General features: G+C 67.5%; 18 protein-coding genes. 14 read left to right on the forward strand and 4 right to left on the reverse strand.

From position 1 onward, the window contains the following. Positions 1 to 166: 166 nt before the first annotated feature. The 9 genes from VET29_RS37155 to VET29_RS37195 all read left to right on the forward strand — a co-directional run bounded on the left by VET29_RS37155 (position 167) and on the right by VET29_RS37195 (position 14,602). The gene (locus tag VET29_RS37155; protein ID WP_324929709.1) at positions 167 to 1,051 is read left to right on the forward strand and encodes a vWA domain-containing protein; all 885 of its coding nucleotides are present in this window, start codon (positions 167 to 169) and stop codon (positions 1,049 to 1,051) included. Further along, complete coding sequence (locus VET29_RS37160) at positions 1,048 to 2,619, forward strand: Hsp70 family protein (protein ID WP_324929711.1); 1,572 nt, start codon at positions 1,048 to 1,050, stop codon at positions 2,617 to 2,619. The genes VET29_RS37155 and VET29_RS37160 overlap by 4 nt, the downstream gene beginning before the upstream one ends. Further along, positions 2,616 to 5,177: a hypothetical protein gene (locus VET29_RS37165; RefSeq protein ID WP_324929713.1), complete on the forward strand. Its 2,562-nt coding sequence runs from the start codon at positions 2,616 to 2,618 to the stop codon at positions 5,175 to 5,177. Before VET29_RS37160 ends, VET29_RS37165 begins: the two co-directional genes overlap by 4 nt. Before the next feature lie 85 nt (positions 5,178 to 5,262). Then, a complete protein-coding gene (locus VET29_RS37170) occupies positions 5,263 to 6,315 on the forward strand; it encodes a TRAFAC clade GTPase domain-containing protein (RefSeq protein ID WP_324929715.1) in 1,053 nt (350 codons plus the stop codon). Then, the gene (locus VET29_RS37175) at positions 6,312 to 8,570 is read left to right on the forward strand and encodes a GTPase-associated protein 1-related protein (RefSeq protein ID WP_324929717.1); all 2,259 of its coding nucleotides are present in this window, start codon (positions 6,312 to 6,314) and stop codon (positions 8,568 to 8,570) included. The genes VET29_RS37170 and VET29_RS37175 overlap by 4 nt, the downstream gene beginning before the upstream one ends. Next, positions 8,570 to 10,222: a TRAFAC clade GTPase domain-containing protein gene (locus VET29_RS37180; protein WP_324929719.1), complete on the forward strand. Its 1,653-nt coding sequence runs from the start codon at positions 8,570 to 8,572 to the stop codon at positions 10,220 to 10,222. Before VET29_RS37175 ends, VET29_RS37180 begins: the two co-directional genes overlap by 1 nt. Beyond that, a complete protein-coding gene (locus VET29_RS37185; protein ID WP_324929721.1) occupies positions 10,219 to 10,353 on the forward strand; it encodes a hypothetical protein in 135 nt (44 codons plus the stop codon). The genes VET29_RS37180 and VET29_RS37185 overlap by 4 nt, the downstream gene beginning before the upstream one ends. A gap of 18 nt (positions 10,354 to 10,371) precedes the next feature. Next, complete coding sequence (locus tag VET29_RS37190) at positions 10,372 to 11,751, forward strand: TIR domain-containing protein (protein ID WP_324929723.1); 1,380 nt, start codon at positions 10,372 to 10,374, stop codon at positions 11,749 to 11,751. Between the two features lie 16 nt (positions 11,752 to 11,767). Then, positions 11,768 to 14,602: an NACHT domain-containing protein gene (locus VET29_RS37195; protein ID WP_324929725.1), complete on the forward strand. Its 2,835-nt coding sequence runs from the start codon at positions 11,768 to 11,770 to the stop codon at positions 14,600 to 14,602. Between the two features lie 143 nt (positions 14,603 to 14,745). Here VET29_RS37195 and VET29_RS37200 read toward each other — a convergent pair whose 3' ends face one another. Continuing rightward, positions 14,746 to 15,642: an aminoglycoside phosphotransferase family protein gene (locus VET29_RS37200; RefSeq protein ID WP_324929727.1), complete on the reverse strand. Its 897-nt coding sequence runs from the start codon at positions 15,640 to 15,642 to the stop codon at positions 14,746 to 14,748. A gap of 114 nt (positions 15,643 to 15,756) precedes the next feature. On the opposite strand from VET29_RS37200, the gene VET29_RS37205 reads away from it, so the two are divergent. Next, positions 15,757 to 16,125 (forward strand): hypothetical protein, encoded by a 369-nt coding sequence (locus VET29_RS37205; protein ID WP_324929729.1) that lies wholly within the window; start codon positions 15,757 to 15,759, stop codon positions 16,123 to 16,125. 91 nt (positions 16,126 to 16,216) lie between these two features. On the opposite strand, the gene VET29_RS37210 is transcribed toward VET29_RS37205, so the two are convergent. Continuing rightward, positions 16,217 to 16,684, reverse strand: coding sequence for a GNAT family protein (locus VET29_RS37210; protein WP_324929731.1), 468 nt, complete (start codon positions 16,682 to 16,684; stop codon positions 16,217 to 16,219). A 180-nt stretch (positions 16,685 to 16,864) separates the two neighbouring features. Here VET29_RS37210 and VET29_RS37215 point away from each other — a divergent pair, with 180 nt between their 5' ends. From VET29_RS37215 to VET29_RS37225, 3 genes are read left to right on the forward strand one after another with little or no spacing between them, the layout of a single operon-like run. Then, complete coding sequence (locus VET29_RS37215) at positions 16,865 to 17,590, forward strand: GAF and ANTAR domain-containing protein (protein WP_324929733.1); 726 nt, start codon at positions 16,865 to 16,867, stop codon at positions 17,588 to 17,590. A 26-nt stretch (positions 17,591 to 17,616) separates the two neighbouring features. After that, entirely contained in the window at positions 17,617 to 18,357 is a 741-nt protein-coding gene (locus VET29_RS37220) for a GAF and ANTAR domain-containing protein (protein WP_324929735.1), read from the forward strand. A 33-nt stretch (positions 18,358 to 18,390) separates the two neighbouring features. Next, entirely contained in the window at positions 18,391 to 19,134 is a 744-nt protein-coding gene (locus tag VET29_RS37225; protein WP_324929737.1) for a Type 1 glutamine amidotransferase-like domain-containing protein, read from the forward strand. Positions 19,135 to 19,211: 77 nt separating this feature from the next. Here the strand turns inward: VET29_RS37225 and VET29_RS37230 are convergent, their stop codons facing one another. Beyond that, positions 19,212 to 19,697, reverse strand: a complete 486-nt coding sequence (locus VET29_RS37230) for an SRPBCC domain-containing protein (RefSeq protein ID WP_324929739.1) — start codon at positions 19,695 to 19,697, stop codon at positions 19,212 to 19,214. Positions 19,698 to 19,784: 87 nt separating this feature from the next. Here VET29_RS37230 and VET29_RS37235 point away from each other — a divergent pair, with 87 nt between their 5' ends. Beyond that, positions 19,785 to 20,465: a TetR family transcriptional regulator gene (locus tag VET29_RS37235; RefSeq protein WP_324929741.1), complete on the forward strand. Its 681-nt coding sequence runs from the start codon at positions 19,785 to 19,787 to the stop codon at positions 20,463 to 20,465. A gap of 65 nt (positions 20,466 to 20,530) precedes the next feature. Here VET29_RS37235 and VET29_RS37240 read toward each other — a convergent pair. Continuing rightward, positions 20,531 to 20,890: helix-turn-helix domain-containing protein (locus VET29_RS37240; protein ID WP_414636709.1), on the reverse strand; the 360-nt coding region annotated here is incomplete at its 5' end.

The raw sequence follows: 20,890 nt of genomic DNA on the forward strand, positions 1-20,890 counted from the left end.
CAATGGACAATTCCGGGACACAATCATGCCCCTGGCCTCCACCCGACGTGGCTGCGGCTACACTCCCCCTGCTTCGTCGGCCACAACAGAGAGCATTCCCGTTCATTTGTCTAAACCACTGATCTCCCGCCTGATTACCATCACATGCACCACGGTCGTATTCACCGTGTTCGGCGACCTGCATTCTGTCGCGGCCCAGCCGGAGGTTGCCAACCCACACTGGCCGGCTCGTTGTCCTCTGCGGCTCGGACTCGTGATCGACCAGTCGAGTTCGATGGCCCCACGGTTCGACGACGTCCGCACGGCCGCCCGCAACGTTGTGGATTCACTGCGGGACAAGAAGTCCGCAGTCTCGATTATCGGCTTCGGTACGGACGCGGAGGTCATCTCCCAGGACGTTGACGTCTCCGACGACGACGCGCGGCACGAGCTCAAGGACCAGATCGACGCGCTCGACGCGCACGAGGGAGACGCCAGCGCGACGAATTGGGAAGCGGCGTTGATCGCGGCCAGATCGCTTCATCTCCACGTGGTCATCCTGATGACGGACGGACTCCCGAACGTGTACGGGAATCCCGCGCAGGAGGGTTCGGAGGCCGTCACGGCGGCGGCAACGGCGGCCAACCAGCTGAAAAGCGGCGGTACCCGGATTGCCGCTGTGGGAATCGACCTGGCGCCGGGCGGCGAGGGGAACCTGCGAATCATCACCGGACCCGACCGAGGTAACGACTACTTCGTGACGGATACCTCCGGCCTGCTCCACCAACTGTACGTAATAGTCGCGAGGTCGTGCGACGTGCCGATCACAAGGCTGCCGAAGCCGGAACCACCCGACTTCCCCTGGCTCCCTACCATCCTCGGCGCACTGGCCGGCCTGGCACTCCTCACGTTCATCGCCTTCCTGCTCCGCCGACGTGGCGCGGCGGCCGGGCCCCGGGCCCCGGCACGAGCCGGGCGCGGAGTCGTCGCGGACCAGCGCATTGACCACAGCCACCTGACCAAGCAACTGCGCGGCAACAAGAACCCACCCAGCACGAAGGACCAACCATGACTCGTCCGGTACTCGGTATCGACCTCGGAACCACGTACTCGTGCGTCGCCGCTCTCGACGAAAACGGGCGGGTCAGCGTCCTTCCCAACCAGGAGGGCGATCTGACCACGCCTTCCGTCGTGTTCTTCGAGCAGAGCGGAAAGGCGGTTATCGGCAAGTTCGCGAAGAGCGAGCTCAAGACCGAGTCCGAGCGTGTGGTCGACCTCATCAAGCGACACATGGGTGAGGAAGGCTTCACCGTCAGCGTCGGCGGCGAGGAGCGCTATCCGCAACAGATCTCCGCTCTGATCCTGACACAGATCGTCCAGGACGCACTACACGTGCTCAACGTCGAGGTTCCCCAGAGCGGACCGCTCGCCGACGTGGTCATCACGGTGCCGGCCTACTTCGGTGCCGCCGAGCGCCAGGCCACTCGGGACGCCGGCGAGATGGCGAACCTCAATGTGCTCAACATCATCAACGAGCCCACGGCGGCGGCGATCGCCTACGGCCTCATCTCCGCCGGCGAGGACCGGAGTGTGCTGGTATACGACCTCGGCGGAGGCACCTTCGACGTCACGATAATCAACGTGACGGCCAACGAGATCCGCGTCGTCGCGACCGGTGGCGACCACCACCTCGGTGGCGCGGACTGGGACAGCAAGCTCGGCGACCTGATCTGCGACAAGTTCGCCGAACAGCACTCCGAGGATCCGAGGACGGATCTGGACGCGGCCGGAAGCATCGAACTGCTTGCCGAGGAAGCGAAGAAGGCGCTCACCCGGCGGGACGTCTACAGCGGCGCGATCACCGCGCACGGCCGGAGCGCGAAGATCGAGATCTCCCGAAAGGAATTCGAGGAATGCACGGCGGACCTGCTCGGCAGGACACTCGACTTCACCAGGGACGTCCTGGGGCACGCCAAAGATAAGGGCGTCGGCAGTATCGACGAGCTTCTGCTGGTAGGCGGCATGTCGCACTCGCCCGCGGTGAAGCAACGGCTCGGCGAGGAGTTCCCCGACCTTCCGACACCCCAGCTCGCCGATCCCGACCAGATCGTCGCCAAGGGCGCCGCGTTGTTCGCGGCCAGCAGTGTGGCGGAGATCAGCGATTCGACGTCACCGCGTGCTGGCCTGCCCGGCAAGACCTCGTTGCCGAAGATCGTCGACGTCACGTCCAAGGGATACGGGATCGCGACCCTTCGCGACTACCGCAAGTCGAAGGACGAGTTCATGGTCGCCTGGCTGATTCATCCCAACGACGAGATCCCCGCATCCCCTTGCAAGACGTTCTACACCGTAGAGGACAGGCAGCAGGCGGTCGACATCTCCGTGTACGAGTCCACGACGGACGTGTTGAGCGACGAACTCGAAGACAACCTCAAGCTCGTCGAGGGCGAACTGACCGGGTTGCCGCCGAAACAACCGGCCGGTCAACCCATCGAGGTCTCGTTCAACCTCAAGGCCGACGGCATCCTGCGGATCACGGCGGTCGCGAGCAACGGCAAGGAGCTGACGCTGGAGGCCCAGATCAGCGGTCTGGTGCCGGAGGAGGTGAAGCGGGCCCCGCTGCCCGCCATCCAGCGGTGAGCGAGTGGCGCTTCGACAGCGCGCGGTTCGTGGAGGAAGTACTCAAGCCCGTGCAGGACGGCTGGCGTCCGGACGAGGATCTGTTCCGGGTATACCTGCTGCCGGCCGACGTCACCGACGGTCGCACGGTGCGAGCCGCCCTCGCGGAGGTCAAGCGCCAGCTCGGTGGCCAGCAGTACCGGGGCTTCAAGCGCTCCTGTGAGCAGCTGCGCGAGCAGCACGAGTCGGCTACGGCCACACTCACCGACCCGGCGAGGCTGTCCGCCCACCGGCGCGCGGTCATCGAACGCAGGAGCAAGCTCGGCGCGACCCTGCGACAGGACCTGCGGGGCGCACCGGGAATGTCCACCTCGGACATCAGGGCGCGCGCTCGTGGCTCGAGAGGCGCCCTGACACCGACCACGATTCGCGCGGCACTCAAGGAGATCGGGGCGCGTGAGCTCGAGCCGGTGACACTGCCAGACACGCCGGAACCCCGCCAGTGGGCGGGCACTCCCAACCTGCTCGCCCAGTTGCACCACGACTCTCTCTGGTCCTACCTCGCCGCGACGCTCGGCGGCGCCGCACCCACCGCGCGCGACATCGAGCAGCGGCGGGAGCGGCTGCGGGTGTCCCGGGACGCCGGCACCAACGCGGAAACGACGCTCCTGAAGCGGATCCAGCAGTGGCTCGAGGCGGACGAGCTGGTCGCGGCGCTCCGCCACGAGCTGCTGTCCGGACTGGCGGCACATGCGTCGTACGGCTATGCGGAGGTCGCTGCGGCGACGGAGGACGCATCCGAGCGACTGAGGACGCTCGGTCTCCCCGCCGACGCGAGCTCTGTCGCCTACGCGGCCTGGTGCCGGCACCTCGCGAGCGCCACCTCGACGGAACCCGCATGGCACGCCGACTACCGCGCGGCGATCCGGGATCTGCGGCTACGGCAGGCCCTCGCCGTGCTCGACGGGAACCCGGGGCTGACCGACGAGTGGCGCGAACGCCGTGCGGACCTGGCCGCCCAGCTGACCGCGCTCGACGCGGAAATCGCGCGGTGCAAAGCACTCGAGAGCACGGACATCGAGGCCGCGGTAGCCGGGTACCTGAGGATTCGGGAGAGCCTCGCGGAGCGTGAGATAGAGACGGCGATCGAACGCTGCCGCCCGGCAGAACCCGGTTGGGCGACCGCCGCCGCGAACGGCGGCCGGGTCGTCGTGTCTTGGCGACCGAGTACGGCGACCGCCGGCCGCATCGGCTACCGCGTCACGCGTGACGGCGTGGTCGTGTGTGAGGAGACCGGCGGACTGGAGGCGATCGACGAGGATCCGCCCGGCGGGGCGCCACTGACCTACCAGATCCACACGCTTCGTGACGGCAACCTGTCCGCACGGGCGGCACGTACCGAGACCATCATGGTGTTGCGTGAGGTGCTCGAGCTGGACCTCCGCGGCGAGCCGGACGGAATCTCCGGCCGTTGGCGGCTGCCGGCGGGCGGCTCGGGAGCCGAGGTGTCCCGTGACGGCCGGCCGTTGCGGGATGTGCGGTCATCGACCTTCGTCGACCGGGACGTCCGGGCCGGCCGGTCCTACGACTACGTGGTGCGGGTGACCTACCGCCTCGCCGACGGCACGACGGCCAGAAGTGACGGCGTGCACGCGTCCGCTCGGTGCCAGGAGATTCCTCGACCGGTCACCGACCTCGCCGCGGAGCTCGACGGCGACGAGGTGACCGCGCGTTGGACTCCTCCGCCAAGCGGCGACGTTGAGGTGTTGGTACTCGGACCGGGCGCGGATCCACCCGACCAGGAGGTGGTCGGTGTGAAGAAGGCGCTGTCATACGGCAGCGTGTTGAGGGCGGTCGGTCCCGCTGGCGCGGGACGCCTGCGTGGCCGGCTGGAGGCGGGGAACAAGCGGCAGAACCTCGTGCCGGTGACCGTGCTCGGTGAGCTCGCCGCGATCGGTCCACCGTGCGCTGTGGACGTTCGACACGGCTCGGTCCGGTCGCTTCGGCTCAGCAGACGAGGCACGACCGTGCAGCTCACCTGGGAATGGCCGCCGGCCGCTACGACGGCCAGGGTCGTGTGGCGGACGTCGGTGAAACCCGCCGGCCCGACGGACCCCGACGCGTCCGCGCTCGACGTCACCAGGGTGACCTATGACAGCAGCGGCGTGTCACTCCCGGTGCCCGCCGGCGACCATTGGTTCGGTGTCTGCACGGTGCTGTCGGACGGCGCGACACGCAGCTTCGGACCCCTCGTGTGGAAACGCGAGACAACGTCGGCAAACGTCAACTACGCGATCGAGCGGTCCCGCTTCTGGCGGCCGAGCCGCCGGGTTCTCGTGGTGCGGAGCCAGCCGGGTCGCGAGCTGCCGGCGATCGTCCTGACGGCGAAGACAAGCGTCCGTCCACTCGACGCGGACGACGGCGAGCAGTTGCTGTGCGTCAACGCCGGCGCGACGTCGGTCCGTGAGGAGTTCACCGTGCCGGCCACCCTTCGGCGTCCGGTGTACCTGCGGGCGTTCTCCCGCGACGAACGTGCTGTCCTGGTCCCGTCCCGGCCGGACCAGCTCGTACTGACATGACCACCGACAACGCGTGCCGAGGACGAGCGTGGCCACGACGAAATGCCCGTACTGCTGGACCAGTCACCGGCGTAACGAACTGCACATGCGGTGTGGTGAGACCTGCGACCACCGTGGCAGTACCTTTCCCGAACGCGGGCTCAAGAACGGCCGCTGCCCCCACGGCAAGTTGCCGCAGAGCAGGCGGGTGTGCCCGAACTGCGGCCGGGACCAGATGCGGGAGTACGTCGACGGCGGTGGCCGCAACATCGCCGTGATCGGGTCCTCCGACTCCGGCAAGAGCACCTGGGTCGGCGTGCTGGTGCACGAGTTCCAGCGCGGGCAGGTGAGTGAGCGGTTCGCAGGCATGTCTCTCGACCTGCTCGGCGAGGCGTCCCGCGTCCGCTATCACCGTGACTTCGACATCCCCCTGTTCGAGGAGCGCCGGCCGCTGCGGCAGACCGCGTCGGCGCGGGTGAAGGCGCCGGAACCGCTGATGTTCAGCCTGCGGTTCCGTAGCACGGGCCTGTTCGGCGCGACCCGCGTCGCGCCGGTCGTGACCGTCTTCTACGACACGGCCGGCGAGGACGTGGCCCGCGCGGACGCGATGGACCAGTTGATCAGCTATCTCGACGCGGCGGAAGGCATCATCCTGCTGCTGGATCCCTTGCAGATGGCCAAGGTTCGCGAACGCGTCGGGACGAACGGGGCGAAGTCCGGCTACACCGAACAGCTCCACGTGCTCAACCGTCTGAGTGAGCTGCTGCGGGAACGCAGTGGTCGCCCGGTCGACAAGCGGCTGCGGACTCCGCTCGCGATCGCCCTCACCAAGTTCGACCTGCTGTCGGACATGTTCAACGCGGAGTCCCCACTGCACCAGCCGTCCCGGCACGTCGGTCTCTACGACGAGGCCGACGGGCTCGACGTGCACGAGGAGGTGCGCGCGTGGCTCAACCAGTGGTACGACCCGGCGTTCGATCGCAGCATCGCCAACGCGTTCGAGATCTACCGGTACTTCGGCATGTCCGCGCTGGGCGCTCCACCCGTCGACGGGAACCACCTCGCCCCGCAGGGCGTGCACCCCTACCGCATCGAAGATCCCATGTTGTGGCTGCTCGCCCGGTTCGGCGCGATCAAGATGACGAAAGGCAAGCGATGACCATGCACCAGCTGTACTACACCTCGTGTGAGGACGGGCTGGAGGGCATCCAGGGCTTCCAGATCAGCGCCATGACTCGTGGCGCACCCAAACCGCTGGTGGAGCTGGCGGTGCGGGCCAGTGCCTATGAGGCCGGGTCCGGCCTCGCGACGCAGGACAGTGGCACCGATCTCGGCGCGTTCCCGGTGGCTTTCGGCTACGTCCCGTCGGGTCCGGCCGCGACGTTGTTCCAGAGCCGCTACACGGGGTCGGACTTCACCGGCAGGACAGGCAACTACTTCGCCCACGCCCTGTTGCTCGAGGACGCCGACCGCGAGCTCGGGAACAGGCTGCCCATCGACATGTGGCGCAGCCCGACCTGGGTCCACGCCCGGTCGAACGGCACGGACCTGCCCGCGCTCGACGCCATCGCACCCGGTGACACCACGAGTCCACCGATGGTTCGCCAGTTCCTGTCCGAGCATGGGACCGGCCGGCTGGCACTGATGATCAGCGCCGTCCAGCGGGTGCTCGCCGAAGGCCGGGGCCGGGTCGTTCTCGTCGTGCCAAACGACCAGACAGCCGCGTTGTGGCTCGCCGCGCTGTGCCGTTCCTTTCCTCGTCACCTGGGACTCGGCATCTCGTTCCTCACCTACACCTCGCGACCGGAGGATGCCGGCGTACTCGTCAGCTGCACGACGCCGGACGTCTACCTACCCACGTACGGGGACTTCACGGTCGTCGACATGACCACCGACTCGCCGGTCGACGACCCGACCCGGTACGCCGCGCTGCTGGGCCGGCTCTGGGCTGACGGCACGGTGGCGTCGGCGACGCTGACAGCGAACCAGGCCTCTCCTCCGCTCACCGCCGGGGAGCTCGACGCGTTCGCCGTGCTCGTCGAGTGCGCGGAGAGGGCGGCCTCGCCGGCACCCGGGTCGCTGTTGCTGGACGCGGTGGAGCTGGCCGTGCGACGCGCGCCCGGCGTACTCGACGACTCCGGGTGGGACCAGCTCGCCGGCCTGCTCAGGAATGCCGGCGGGTTGGTCGACCTGGCCCGATGGTCCGGCCTCGTCCAGGAAGCGACGCGTCGGGGGGAACCCGTTCCCGCCGACCTGCTGAGTGCCTACTACGTCGCGGCACTCGGCGCGCCGGAGAGGCTCTGGCTGCCGCCGCTGGACGGCCCGCGGCTCGAGCACGTCGCGACGTACTCGGTGCTGCCCGTCCTGACCGGCACGGGATCGAACGTACTACTCGACCGACTCGCCGAACACCCGAGCCTCTGCGACGCGACGGCACGCGCCCTGGAACAGCGCCTGACCGATCCTGACGCACTCGTTTCACTCGTCACGACCATGGCACCGCGAGCGGCCACCCTGCTCCGGCAACGGCAACCCGGTGGACGGGTCACGACGCTGCTCGATCTGGTGCTGGCGCGTGCCGGCCAGGCGGACCGGGTCGCGGTGCTGCTCGGGGTTGCCCATGGCGGCGAGTTGGACTGGTCACGGTTCGGCACGCTGCTGTGGCCGGACGAACCGTCCACTCAGGAGGCCGAACGTGCGCTGCGGACGTTGCCCATCGAGGTGCTGACCCACACCGGGCTCCTCACCCGGATCGCGGACCTGGTTCTTCGCCGGTCCGACCAGGACGAGCTCGGAGCCGAGCACACCCGCCTGGTCGACGCGCTGCTCGACCGGCGAGTCGCGAACGCGCTTTCCCCGAAGGACCTCGACATGCTCAGGGCGGCGAAGCTCGCCGGCCACTTCCGCCAGGCCGCACCAAAACACGACTCCGCCGACATGGTCGGCGACAGTCTGGAGCTGTACCGCTCGTTACCGCCAGAGGTGGGCGGCCGGCTGCTCGGCAGCCTTGCGATGTTCATCCTCCGGGGGGATGTGCCGAGGCACCGTGAGTTGCTCGACATGTCGCTTCGTGACTGCGGCAGTCCCTTCCTCGGCGCCTACGCCGGGAAGGCGATCGACAAGCTCGACAAGGCATCGGCGAGCCATGTGGCCGCCACGATCGTCCTGTGGTGGAGCATCGCCGACCGACGAGCCCGACGGCTGCTCATCGACGAGACTCTCGCCACCGCTCTCAGCAGACGCAGAGCCAGGCAGCTCGACAAGATCGGCGACCTGCTCAAGCCGACCGCCGGCAAGATCCCGATCAGCGTGGCGCCGCCGGACGGCAACTGGGCGAAATGGTGGCGGACCTGGCGGTCGGCCCACCAACGCCGAAGCCTGCTGAGCCGGCTCGGGTTACGAAGGGAACGCTGATGGGCTACGTCTATCTCGCCTTGGTCATCGTGGCGTTCATCATCCTGCTCAGCGTGGGGATGGTCGTCTTCATGCTCGCGACCTACGCCCTCGGTCTCCTATTCCTCGGCAGCGCCGCGATAGGTTCCGTGTTCGGAACCTACAAGTACATCGTCGCGTCGTGGGACGGGTTCACCCCGTACGGTCCGATCGGCCACCTGCGGATCGAACCACCCCAGCAGGCCGGCGCCGATCCGGCCTACCGCAGCTACTACGCGGGGCCGGTGTTGCGCGACTACCGCAAGGTGCTCTCGCAGACGTATCGCGAGATGTGGACGACGCTCGTCGGCGACATCGACCCGGACAAGCCAAGGAGGAGATCCGGTCCGGAGTCATGGGCGGCCAGGGTGTGGCGGTGGGCACTGGACTCCGTCCTCCATCCGGCGATCAAGTACCCGGCCGCGGTTCTGGTGATCGCCGGGCTGTTCTTCGGCGCCGTGGCCGCGAGCACGTTCGTCGCGTTCGCCTCGATGGTGTTCGCGCTGCTACTGGTCCTCCTCGTGCTGTTCGCGATCGTCACCGCTGGCGGGTCGCGGGTGCTCGAGGTGGCCGTGTTGTGGGTGCGCGGCATCACCATCGAGTGCGGCACCTGTCACGTACGTGCGACGCGGCCGATCTACCGCTGTCCGGACTGCCACCGCGAACACCAGCGACTGCTGCCGGGGATGTCGGGCGTGCTGCACCGCACCTGCTCGTGCCAGACGGTGCTGCCCACCCTTCTCGCCAACGGCAAGTCGAAGCTCGCCGCGCAGTGTGCCGAGTGCAAGGCCCAGCTGCCGGTGCACGGTCTCACGGCGCCGACGGTGCACATCCCAGTGATCGCCGGGCCGACCGCGGGTAAGTCGGTGTTCATGCAGACGGCGATCAGCCGGCTCATGCTCGGTGACATCGGCTTCGAGTTCGCCGACGAACGCGCGAAACAGGAGTTCGAGCGAAACCTCAAGCTCGGTGTGCTCGAGGATCCACGTCGCGCCGTCAAGACCGCCGTCACCAGACCGCGGGCCTACAACGTGTACGTGGGCGCGGAAGGCAGCAGGGCCCGGCGGTTGCTGTACCTGTACGACCCCGCCGGCGAGATCCCGGAAAGCCCCGACCAGCTGGCCGAGGCACAGTTCCTCAAGCACACCAAAGGAATCGTGTTCATCGTCGACCCGTTCTCGTTGCGGCAGGTTCGGGCCGACACCGACCGGTCACTGCTCGGTCGGGTCGGTGCGTCGAACACCGCGCCGAAGGAGTCGTTGGAACGGTTCACCGAGGCACTGCGTGAACACCTCCGTACCAAGTCGAGTGAGCGCATCAAGATCCCGGTCGCGGTCGTGTTGACCAAGGCCGACGGCTTGCTCGTGCCGTCCGGACCGTCCCATCCGTACGCGGGGCGCGTGCTGGCGAATCGCGCCGAACATGACGCCGCGGTTCGGGAGTGGCTCAGCGCGATGGGACAGCACGACCTGTTGTCCTCGATAGACAACCACTTTACGACGGTCGGCTACTTCGTCGTGAGCTACCAGGACGCACGGAATGTCACCGGGCATCAGTCGGCCGCCGGCGACGTCGTCAACGACGATCCGGGCTCCCCGCTGCTGTGGTTGCTCGACAGAAAGGCGTTTCGGTGAACAACATCCCACATGCGGTGGTCACCGGCAGGCGGGTCGCGCTGGCAGGCCTCATCATCGCCATGGTGTTCACGCTCCTGGCCATCATCACGTTGATCGCACTCTGGGCCACCCAACCGGTGGTCGTCTGAACCATGTACAGCGTATTCGTGAACTACCGTCGAGGCGCCCATTCAGTGTCGGTCAAGGCACTCGCCGAAAGACTCGCGCAGCATTTCGGCGACGACGAGGTGTTCATCGACAACGGAATGCCGTCGGGTGAGCGCTATCCGCAGAAAATCAAGGAGCGCCTACACGGTTGCGAGGTACTCGTCTCGGTGATCCACAACGACTGGGTGTCGACATTCGGCGCACCACGCAAGAGGGACTGGGTCCAGTACGAGATAGCGACCGCGTTCCGGCGGCGCATCACGGTGATTCCCGTGCTGTTGGAGGACGCCACGGCGCCCGCCTGGGACCAGCTCCCACCGGACATCGCCGACATCACGCTACTCCAGTACGCTCATCTTCGGTCCGGAGAGTTTCGGTCTGATGTGGACCAACTGGTGCGACGAATCGAGCACCACGTCGACCTGTACGACGACCCACCACCGGACACAACCGTCAAGGCCGGGCCGAAGCGAACGGGATGGCGGATCGCCGCGCTGGCGGTCCTACTGTCCTTTCTGACGGCGATCGTCTTCTACGAGGCCGGACCGCTGTGGCGGATGTTCGCCTTTCCGGCGTTCGGGTCGGCCGTGATCCTCGCGCTCGCCTCCTCCGCGACGGTGATCCTGACCTGGTCTCTGAGAAGGCTGGGCGCCCGGTGGGAGCAACGTGCCGGCATCCGCACCCATCGTGAGGCGCTGTCCAGAACCTGGATACAGCCCGCCCTGCTGATCGTGCTGTGCGCCTTCTTCGTCTCGCGGGCCATGGCCGAGGGTGGGTGGCAGGAATGGGAGCGGTGGATCCTCATCGTGACCGTCCTGCTGGCTGCGGCCTATCTTCATCGCTGGTGGCGCCTGATCACCGCGGGAGACAACGCCTGGCCACCTCCCGTGACCACGGACCACTGGGTGTTCCGTCGGGCCGCCCTCCGGCTCCACGACAAGCTGACAACCGAGAAGGAATGGCGTTACCCGCGATCCCGGACGGCACAGCGGCAGGCAGTGTCGCTCTACCTGGACTTGGCCCAGGTGCGCAAGGACCTGACCGCCAGAGCCACTCTCTCCATCACCGCGTGGATCCGCGGCGGCTACAACGGACAAACCACGTTCTACCTCAGCTGGTTCACGAGCATCGTTCTGCTGGACCTGTTGTCCGTAGCCGCGCTGGTGTTCGGCGAACCTGGGCCGGGATTCCCATTGCGCCTCTTCGTCGTCACTGTCGCCGGGGCCGCACTTTTCACCACGGCCATGGTGACGACCTACTTCCTCTTCGACCGCTACCGCGTCAGGAGCTGGATCGACGAGCTCACCGACTGGCAGCGGAAACTCGGTCCGCTGATCTTCTGCGCCGACGAGCGGGCGCTCGAGAAGGCTCGCCAGTAGAACCGGGAGCACAGCGATGGACACCATACTGTCGTGGTTCCTCGGTGGCGCCACCGCGGCGATGTCCGGCACGGTCCTGTACGTGTGGCGGCGTCGGGTGGCGCAGTTCGCCAACTGGGTCGACAGGAAGCTCGAGCAAGGGCTCAGCCGCTTTCCCGTACGCTACCGCCGATACCTGGTACGCGAGTCGCAGTACATCGACCTGAAGGGTCTGAGCACGTTGGGCTCGACCCATCCCGAACTCGACGACGTGTTCGTCGAGGTGAGTCTCGAGCATCGAGCCCCGCATGAGATCGCGGTCGGTGTTCTGCCCGACACCCGAAGCGACGCGAACGGTCGGTACCGCCTCGACGATCTTCTTGACCAGCCGCAGCCGCGTGTGCTCGCGATGCTGGGCGCGCACGGCAGTGGGAAGACCACACTTGTTCGGCACACCGTTCGGGAGATTTGCCTGTCTCGCCGCGACCGGCGCCGTACGATCCCGATCCTCGTCTACCTGCGGGATCACGTCGACGACATCGTCGAGAACCCGAAGATCGAGCTGCCAGCACTGGTCCGCCGCCAGCTCGGTCGACTGGGCCGGGCCGAACCAGCGGGTTGGTTCGAACAGCGGCTGGAGAACGGAGACTGCGTCGTCCTTCTGGACGGGCTGGACGAGGTCGCCAGTCAGGACGTCGTCGCGGACTGGGTGGAACGGCTGACCCGCCACTATCCGAAGAACGACTTCATCATCACCTCCCGGCCCCAGGGCTACCGCGCCACGCCCATAGACGGAGCCACCGTGTTACAGGTGCCTGGCTTCAGTGACGCGCAGGTCGCCGAGTTCGTGCGTGGTTGGTACGGGGTGGTCGAGCGGGAAGTTCCGGAGGAACGTCCCGGCGATCTCGAGAAACGCGTCCAACGTTCGACGAGCGATCTCCTGCGCCGGTTGGAGGACACGCCTGAACTCGGCGATCTGACCGTGAACCCGTTGCTACTCACGATGATCGCCAACATTCACCGGTACCGCCCGAAGTTACCCGGCACCCGCGTCGAGCTTTACAGCGAGATATGCCGGGCGGTCCTGTGGGGGCGGCAGAAGGCCAAAGGGCTACTGACCGAGCTGAACGGTGAGCACAAGGAAGGACTGGTCCGTGAGCTCGCGTTCACCATGATGCGCGACCGGAAGCGGGACCTGCGAGGCGACGATCTGCTCAAACACCTGCGTGGCTCACTCCAACACATCTCGACGTCACTCACCCCGGAGACCCTGCTCTCCGATCTGGGTTCGAGCGGCATCCTGGTCGAACGGAAACGGGGCTGGTTCTCGTTCGCGCACGTGGCGTTTCAGGAGTACCTCGCTGCGATGCACATGTGTGACTCCGGACAGGTCGGTATGCTGGCCGCGGCCGTCGATGACGTGTGGTGGCGCGAGACGACGCTCATGTACGCGGCCAGGGCGTCCGCAGACGAAGTGGTGACCGCTTGGCTGGTGTCCGGGAAGGTCACCGCACTCGCGCTGGCGTTCGACGTGGCGGACAGCGGGTCGGACGAGGGCGACATCGCGCCCGAGTTGCGCCACGCACTCGACGAACTGCTCAGTAGGTCGGCGGCGGACTCCGAACGGCAGCGCCTACGCGACGGTGTGCTCGTAACCCGCTCCCTGCGTCGGTCAACAGTTCGGACACGAACAGGAGCGCGTGTGTGCGTCGTCCCGGTCGGTCAGGAGATCTACCGGCTGTTCGCCGGCGAGCAACGGGTGCCTGCGCCCGACGGTCCGGCTGCTGATCCGGTCACTGGTGTGTGGGCACGGGATGCGGTCGAATTCGTTGCCTGGGTCAACGAGGTCACCGGCGGCGTGCCCGGATACCGGCTGGCCACCGCCGCGGAACTCGACGAGCTCAAGCGCCGCCCACTGGTCGGCAACAACGGTTTCAGCGTCTGGACGAACCCGGACGCCGATGGCCCGCGACTGTGGACACCGGACCCGGCCTGGCAACCGCACCGCGTCGACGCCGAAACGCTCCTGAGCCACATACACGCGGACTTCACCCGCACGATCCCCACCCTCGTCCATCTGGCACTGATCGAGGCCCGCCGGTCAGGACCGGACGACTGGTTCGACAGCGAGGCGACGAGACTGGCACGAGCGTTGATTCGCGAGCATCTCGTCAACGAGACCGACGACGACACACCCGGACGGCACCCGTCGCTGTCCATCATCAGACAGGACGATGTGATCCGTGGAGTAGTTCACGGTCGCAGCTCCCTTGACCTCATCGAGGAACTCGACACCGCGCTCCAACGCGACGGCGACCTCGGCCATGTCACCAACCTGGCAAGGAAGCTCGTGCGTCAACAAGCTCGCGCCCGCGAACTCGACCTGACCGTCGACATCCCGGGCTCCCCCGCCCTCGACATGGTGGCGCACGCGCTCCAGCCGCTCCTGCGCCTGGTCACCGAATCCGACAGTCAACTAACGCGGACGAACAGCGGATCGCTCGCGGACAAGTTCATCCACACCAGCTGGGCCGAGGAAGCCGCCCGGATCGTCGCCCTGGACGAACTGGAGGCGACCATCCGCCAGACCGCCGCGGAGACGCGGACCCGATCGGCCATGCACATTAGCAAGATCGCCGGCAAGCTGACACAGGTCGCGTTGCCGATCGTCGCCAGGGCGACACCGGTCACGACGAGTCTCGCGACCGCCATCCGAACAACCGCACTGAGCCTGGCGGCCGACGCCGGTTGCGCCGGAGCCGACCGGCTCAGCGACAGGTACCGCGAGATCGCGGCCGGCATCACCCTCATGGAACGCCGTGGCGACGGTCGATCCCGGCCGACCGAGACGCTGATACTCGCGATCTCCTGACCTGTCGGCGGTGGGACTGCCGGGCCTAGCTCGTCGTGGCACTGGAACGCGGCCATCGTTGCCCGATGAGGATTCCGTTGAAGAGACCACGCCGAGGCGTGTCTCAGACGAGTGTCCGATGGTGTCGACATGGGCCGGCTGCATCAAACGCCCTTCAGGACACGATCAAGTGCCGCCCGGCCTTGGGGTCCCCAGTTCGGCTTGCCGCCGGGGAGGCCTCGGTCTCCGTTCTGTCCCATGAGCATCAGGAAGAGGCTCTTCATCGCGGCCAGTCCGCGGGCGCGCCGGATCGCTGCGTCGTCTGCTTGCGCGTACCTGTCGAAGAACCGTGAGGCCGTGCCTGGGGGTAGCAGCACCCATGCGGCGGCGAGGTCCCACGCCGGGTCGCCGGCGAACATGTCGCCGAAGTCGACGATGCCCGAGATCGTTCCGTCCGAGACGATGACGTTCGCGGGATGGAGGTCGCCGTGCACCCATACTGGCGGGCCCTCCCATGCCTGGGCCGTCACGGCGTCGTCCCAGATGGACCGAACGTCGGCAGCGATGTCGTTGGGGGCGACGGCCTGGAGGAAGTTTTCGAAGCCGTCGGTGCAGTTCCTGGGATGGGCACCGCGGTCCCTCGCGGTCGGTGCCTCGGCGGGCGCCTCCACATGGAGCGCCTGGAGGAAATCCGCCAGAGTGTCGGCCGCGTGGGTGCCGTGGGTGATCGAGGCTTGGTCGAGCGGCTCGCCGGGGACCCACGTCATCACCGTCCAGTGCTTGGGGAAGCGCTCGGACGGCTCGCCGTGCCGCACAGGAGTCGGTACCGGGAGCGGCAGGCGCGGCGCCAGCACGGGTAGCCACCGTCGCTCCTTGAGTTGGGGCTCCGGGGTGGGGTCCATGCGCTGCATGCGCACGGCCAAACCGTCCCCGAGGCGCCACATGTGGTTGCCCCAGCCGCCCGCCACCTCGCGGATGGCCAGACCCGCCAGGTCTGGATGTTGCTCCTGCAGCAGGTCACGGACCAGGTCCGCGGTGATCCCGAGTTCGGTGCCGGTCATATGAAGTCACAGTACTGAGGCGGCCGTGCATGGCGATCATGGTGAGCGGGTGGGTCCGTGGCCAGCGGTGAAATCTGGCGCGACAGAGCGCCTGGAGGTTGAGACCCTGATCGCATGCGTATGAACTCGCTGGCGTGGCCTTATCGCTTCGATGAGGTCGCGTGGGGTGAGATCGCCTCCCGGTTTCGTCAGCTGGCTGCCGAACACTCTGAGTTCCGGCATATGGCGGACATCGTCGACAGCGTTCTGGCGTGCGGGGGCGAGCAGCGACTGGCGGGGCTTGTCTCGATGCATGATCTGGTGGTCACGGCTCGCCCTGTCCCGGAGGCTCCGCCGACCGAGGTCGTCATCGTCCGGTCGCCTTCGTCCGGCCATGTGGGCGCGGGCGGTGTTTTCATCGAGCACCGTTCGACGACTGGTCACGATGATGGGATCTTTCGAACCAGTGATGAGGCAGTGTCACTCTCTTCTGGCGTTTCATGATCGAGAAGTTCGGTGTGGAACCGACGCGATCCCCGCCCCTGGGCGCAAATGACTGACATCTCGGCGGCGTTGGGCTCGTTTGTCGGAACCGTCAGCTCTCGTCGGCGGCTCCCTCGTCGAGCTTGAGCACCGCGAACTCGAGGTCGCCATCGTGTTCGGTGCCGACTCGTCGGAAGCCACAGCGTTCTAGGAGTCGCACCGAGGCGGTGTTGCCCGCGAACAGGTCGGCGTGGAGGCGGACCTGCTCGCGCCGCAGGAACTGTCGCAGTGCCGCGGTCCCGACGCCGCGGCCCCAGAACCGCTGTCCATACCAGTAGCCGACGAACCGCTTGTCGTCCTGCCACCACGCGACGATGTTGCCGGCTACCTCTCCGTCGACCGTGACGGTCTGGGCGCGCCCGGTGGGGTTGCCGAGCACCTTCGTCCGCCAGTGCGTCAGGAAGCGGTCCCGGTCGCGGGCGGGAAACCGCGCCCGCCGCACTGCCTCCTCCTCGCGCTGCTGCTCGTAGAACACCTCCAGGTCCGCATCGTCGACATCGCGCAACAGCACGTCGGTCATGTCGGCTCCTCCTTGGTTGAGCGTGCATCGTGGATCATGCGGGACAGTGTGCCTGGACCCACCGACAACACCGGACCGGCGCAGGGCTGGTCCGTGGCGCCGTATCTACAGGGGAAGCTCATCAACCTCGCACCGGAACACCTAGGCTGTCGGTGTGTGGGGGTGGAGGTGAGAGGAGTCGTGGACGGTTACCGGCGACAGCGGCTGCACGCGCTGCTCGTCCCGAACGGCCAATCCGACGCCGGATCCCGCATTCGACGAATCTGCGATCTGTGCGTGTCCGAGGTGGAGGTCTCCGGCGCCGGGGCGACAGTACTCAGCGAGATCCGCGAACCTGGCGGCTCCGGACATCGACGTGGCCTGGTGCATGCCAGCAACCCCGTCAGTGCCGGGCTGGAGGACCTGCAACTCACCGTCGGGGAGGGCCCGTGCGTCGATGCCTTCGCGGCAGGCGGCCCGATCCTCATCCCGGATCTGGCGGCCGACCCCACACGCTGGCCCGCGTTCGGGCCGCAGGCATCCGCCCTCGGCGCGAGCGCCGTGTTCTCCTTCCCGCTGCAGATCGGTGTGGTCCGGCTTGGTTCACTTGACCTCTACCGTGATCGGCCTGGCGCGCTGACCTCGGACCAGTTGACCGACGCGCTGATCCTGGCCGAGTTGGCCACCCACGCCGTGACCGACCAGCTCAACGGACATGCCACCAGCGACGTCACGTGGTTGTCCGATCCCCACGTCGAAGTGCACCAGGCGGTCGGGATGGTTCGGGTGCAGCTCGGTGTCACCGCCGACACCGCGCTGCTACGGCTGCGCAGCTACGCCTACAGCCACGGCATGCCACTGCGCGAAATCGCTCATCGGGTCGTGACCAGGACCCTGCGTTTCGATCCCAATGACGAGCCCACATGATGTCGGGCGAAAGAGAGGTGCGTTCCATGAACTCGAGCCCGGACCGGCGGCTGGCCCGCACCTTCGTCACGCTCGCCGACACTCTCGTCGCCGACTTCGACGTACTGGACTTCCTCGTGCTGCTCGCCGAGCGCAGTGCCGAGCTGCTCGAGGTCGACGCCGCCGGCGTCATTCTGACCGACCAGCGCGGCGGATGGCGCCCGGCCGCCGGCTCGTCCGAGCGTGCCGAGCTGGTCGAACTACTCGCCGCGCAGACCCGCGAAGGCCCGTGTTTCGACTGTGTGGCGTCCGGCAAGCCGGTCACCGGCGCCGATCTGGCCACTGACACCATGCAGACCCGATGGCCACGGTTCGCGCCCGCGGCGATCAACGCCGGCTTCCGCGCGGCCTCCGCGGTGCCGATGCGACTCCGCGAGCAGACCGTCGGCGCACTGACAATGCTGAACCACCAGCCGGTCGACCTCGACGTCACCACCATCGAGGTCGGACAGGCGCTCGCCGACGTGGCGACGATCGGCATCCTGCACCACCGTGCCGCCAGCCGCGGCGAACTACTGGCCGAACAACTCGAAGCGACCCTGCACCACCGCACCGTGATCGAGCAGGCGAAGGGCGTGCTCGCCGAGTACGGCAACCTCGACATGCACGACGCCTTCACCCAGCTGCGCAGGTTCGCCCACGCCCAACAACGCCGCCTGTCCGACGTCGCCCACGACCTCGCGGTCGGCGCACTCGACCCCGCTGACGTGACGGACCAACCTCGCTAACGGCGCGGGCACCCGCGCGTCGACGAGCGGTTCATGCGCATCCCGCATGCGTCGGACGCGCTCGGATCCTGGTCTTCAGGCACATCCACCTTCCGCGTGAACTTGGAGGTACGTGTGAAGCTCTTGCTTACTTCAGGTGGCGTCACGAACCCGAGCATCCATGCGGCGCTCGTGGAGCTTCTCGGTAAGCCGGTCTCCGAGTGCCACGCACTCTGCATCCCGACAGCACAATGGGGTCACCCGATGTGCGGTCCGACGTCGGTGCGTGGGTTCGTGGCCGCCGAGCCCGTGTGGCGGCACTTCTCGGGACTGGGTTGGGCGTCGCTCGGCGTCCTGGAGCTCACCGCGCTGCCCACCATCGGCGCGGAGCGATGGGTTCCGTGGGTTCGGGAGGCGGACGTGCTCCTGGTCGACGGCGGCGACGCGACCTACCTGTGTCACTGGATGCGGGAGTCGGGACTGGCCGAACTGCTGCCGTCGCTGCCCGACACCGTCTGGGTGGGGATGAGTGCCGGAAGCATGGTGATGACGCCTCGAATCGGGGCGTACTTCGTCGAGTGGCCGTCCGCGCCGGACGACCACACCCTGGGAGTGGTCGACTTCTCGATCTTCCCGCACCTGGGCGCCTTCCCGACGAACACCCTGGCTGACGCGGAGCGGTGGGCGGCCGAACTCGGCGTCCCGGCCTATGCCATCGACGAGCAGACGGCCATCACGGTCGTCGATGGCTCCGTCGAGGTGGTCTCCGAAGGACAGTGGACGAAGTTCGAGTCATAGCCGGCCGTCGCTCGTGACCTCTTCTGCCGATGTCATGGCGTTCCGCTCGAAGGACGCGAGTGCCTGCGCCGGGGAGGTCATCGGGGTTGTGGCAGTCGCAGTGTCGTGTCCGGGCGCAGTGCACCGGTCTCGTCCAGTTCGGCGAGCAGGGCGGGCACTCCGACGGTGAGCATCCTGGTCCGGACCGAGCCGAGGATCTTGGCCATCGCGAACCCGCCGATTCCGGTGAAACCGGTGTGGTGGTAGGTGAAGCGGGTTCCCTCGGGGGTGGGCGCCAGCTGGTAGAGGACGTGGCTGGGTGTCTCGCCCTCCGCGCCGACCCAGGTGTAGCGCAGCAGTTCTCGTTCGCGGACCTCCAGCACCTCACAGTCGACGATCCCCCGCCAGCCGGGCATCGGCTTGGCGACGAACTGGAACCGGGTGCCGACGACGGGCTGGAAGCCGACGGCGCGAGCGCCTTTTCCGGTCGACGTCCAGTACGGGATCAGGGCCGGGTCGGTCATCGCCCGCCAGACCTTTATGGGCGAGTGCGGGTAGTCGCGAACTATGTGGATCTCGGACATGGTGGGCTCCATCGGTACAGGCAAGCTTCATTGGCTATAAAATTACTGTAGCAGAACTTTTCTGGTGGCTGAAGTATGATGGGTCACGTGGCGACAACGGGAACCGGCCGGCCGGCTGTCGAAGGGTTGCGCGAACGCAAGAAACGCGCGATGCGCCAGCAACTGTCCGACACGGCCGCACGGATGTTCGTCGAGCACGGCTTCGACGCCGTTCGGGTGGCCGACGTCGGTGAGGCGTGTGGGGTGTCCGAGAAGACCGTCTTCAACTACTTCCCGAGCAAGGAAGCCCTACTCCTGGACCGGCTCGAACCGACAGCCGACGCGTTGCGCGCACACCTGTCGAACCCGGCACTCCCCCCGGTCACCGCCATGCTGACGGTCCTCGACCACGAACTGGGCGGCATCGCCTCGGGACTTGCCGCCAACCCCGACCGCGCGCTGGCGCAGTACCAGAAGTTCGGCGACCTGATCCGCGACACCCCCTCGCTGCGGGCGTACCAGAGCGACATCGCCGACCGGTTCATCGACGTCGCCGCCGAGGTGCTCGCCACCCGGACCGGGCTGCGCCCCGACGACCCCGAGCTCCAGATTGTCGCGGCCACCCTCCTCGGCCTCTGGCGGGTCCAGTTCCGCTCGCTGCGGACCCACCTGCGACCCGGCCGTCCCCTACCCGACGCGATCGACGCCGTCACCCGGGAGGTCCGCCGCGCCGCCCGGCTCGTCGAGCACGGACTGACCAGCTTCGCCCAGCCCGCGAAACCACGCTGAAGCGCGACCGTCGGGTTCCCCGAGACGTCGCATCCTCGCCTCTGCGGATGCCAGGTCGGGACCGCTCAGTCGTCGGCTTCCGTTGCGGCGGCGGCGATCGGCTCGAGCCCGGCGATCAGCTCGTCCAGCTCGTCGGGGGTGAGCACGTCGTACGCGGGCGCCGCGAGCTCGTCGGTGAGGGCTTCGATCCGCTCCTTGGTCGCCCGGCCGGCGTCGGTGAAACCGCCGGCGGCGTCGGTGAGGCCGCGGCGGCGCATCCCGTCGACGACACCGGCCAGCTGTGCCTGGGGCAGGTGGTGGACCCGGCCGAACTCCTCCGGCCTCATGCCGAGGGAGGCAGCGAGCAGGACGTGGGCCTCGGTGCCGCCGATGCCGTGGGCGAGGAGGGCGGCGTTGTGGCCGTCCCCGCGGTGCTCACGCAGCAG

This window comes from Actinophytocola sp., from assembly GCF_035634895.1.
In the GTDB taxonomy this organism is placed as follows: Bacteria; Actinomycetota; Actinomycetes; order Mycobacteriales; family Pseudonocardiaceae; genus Actinophytocola.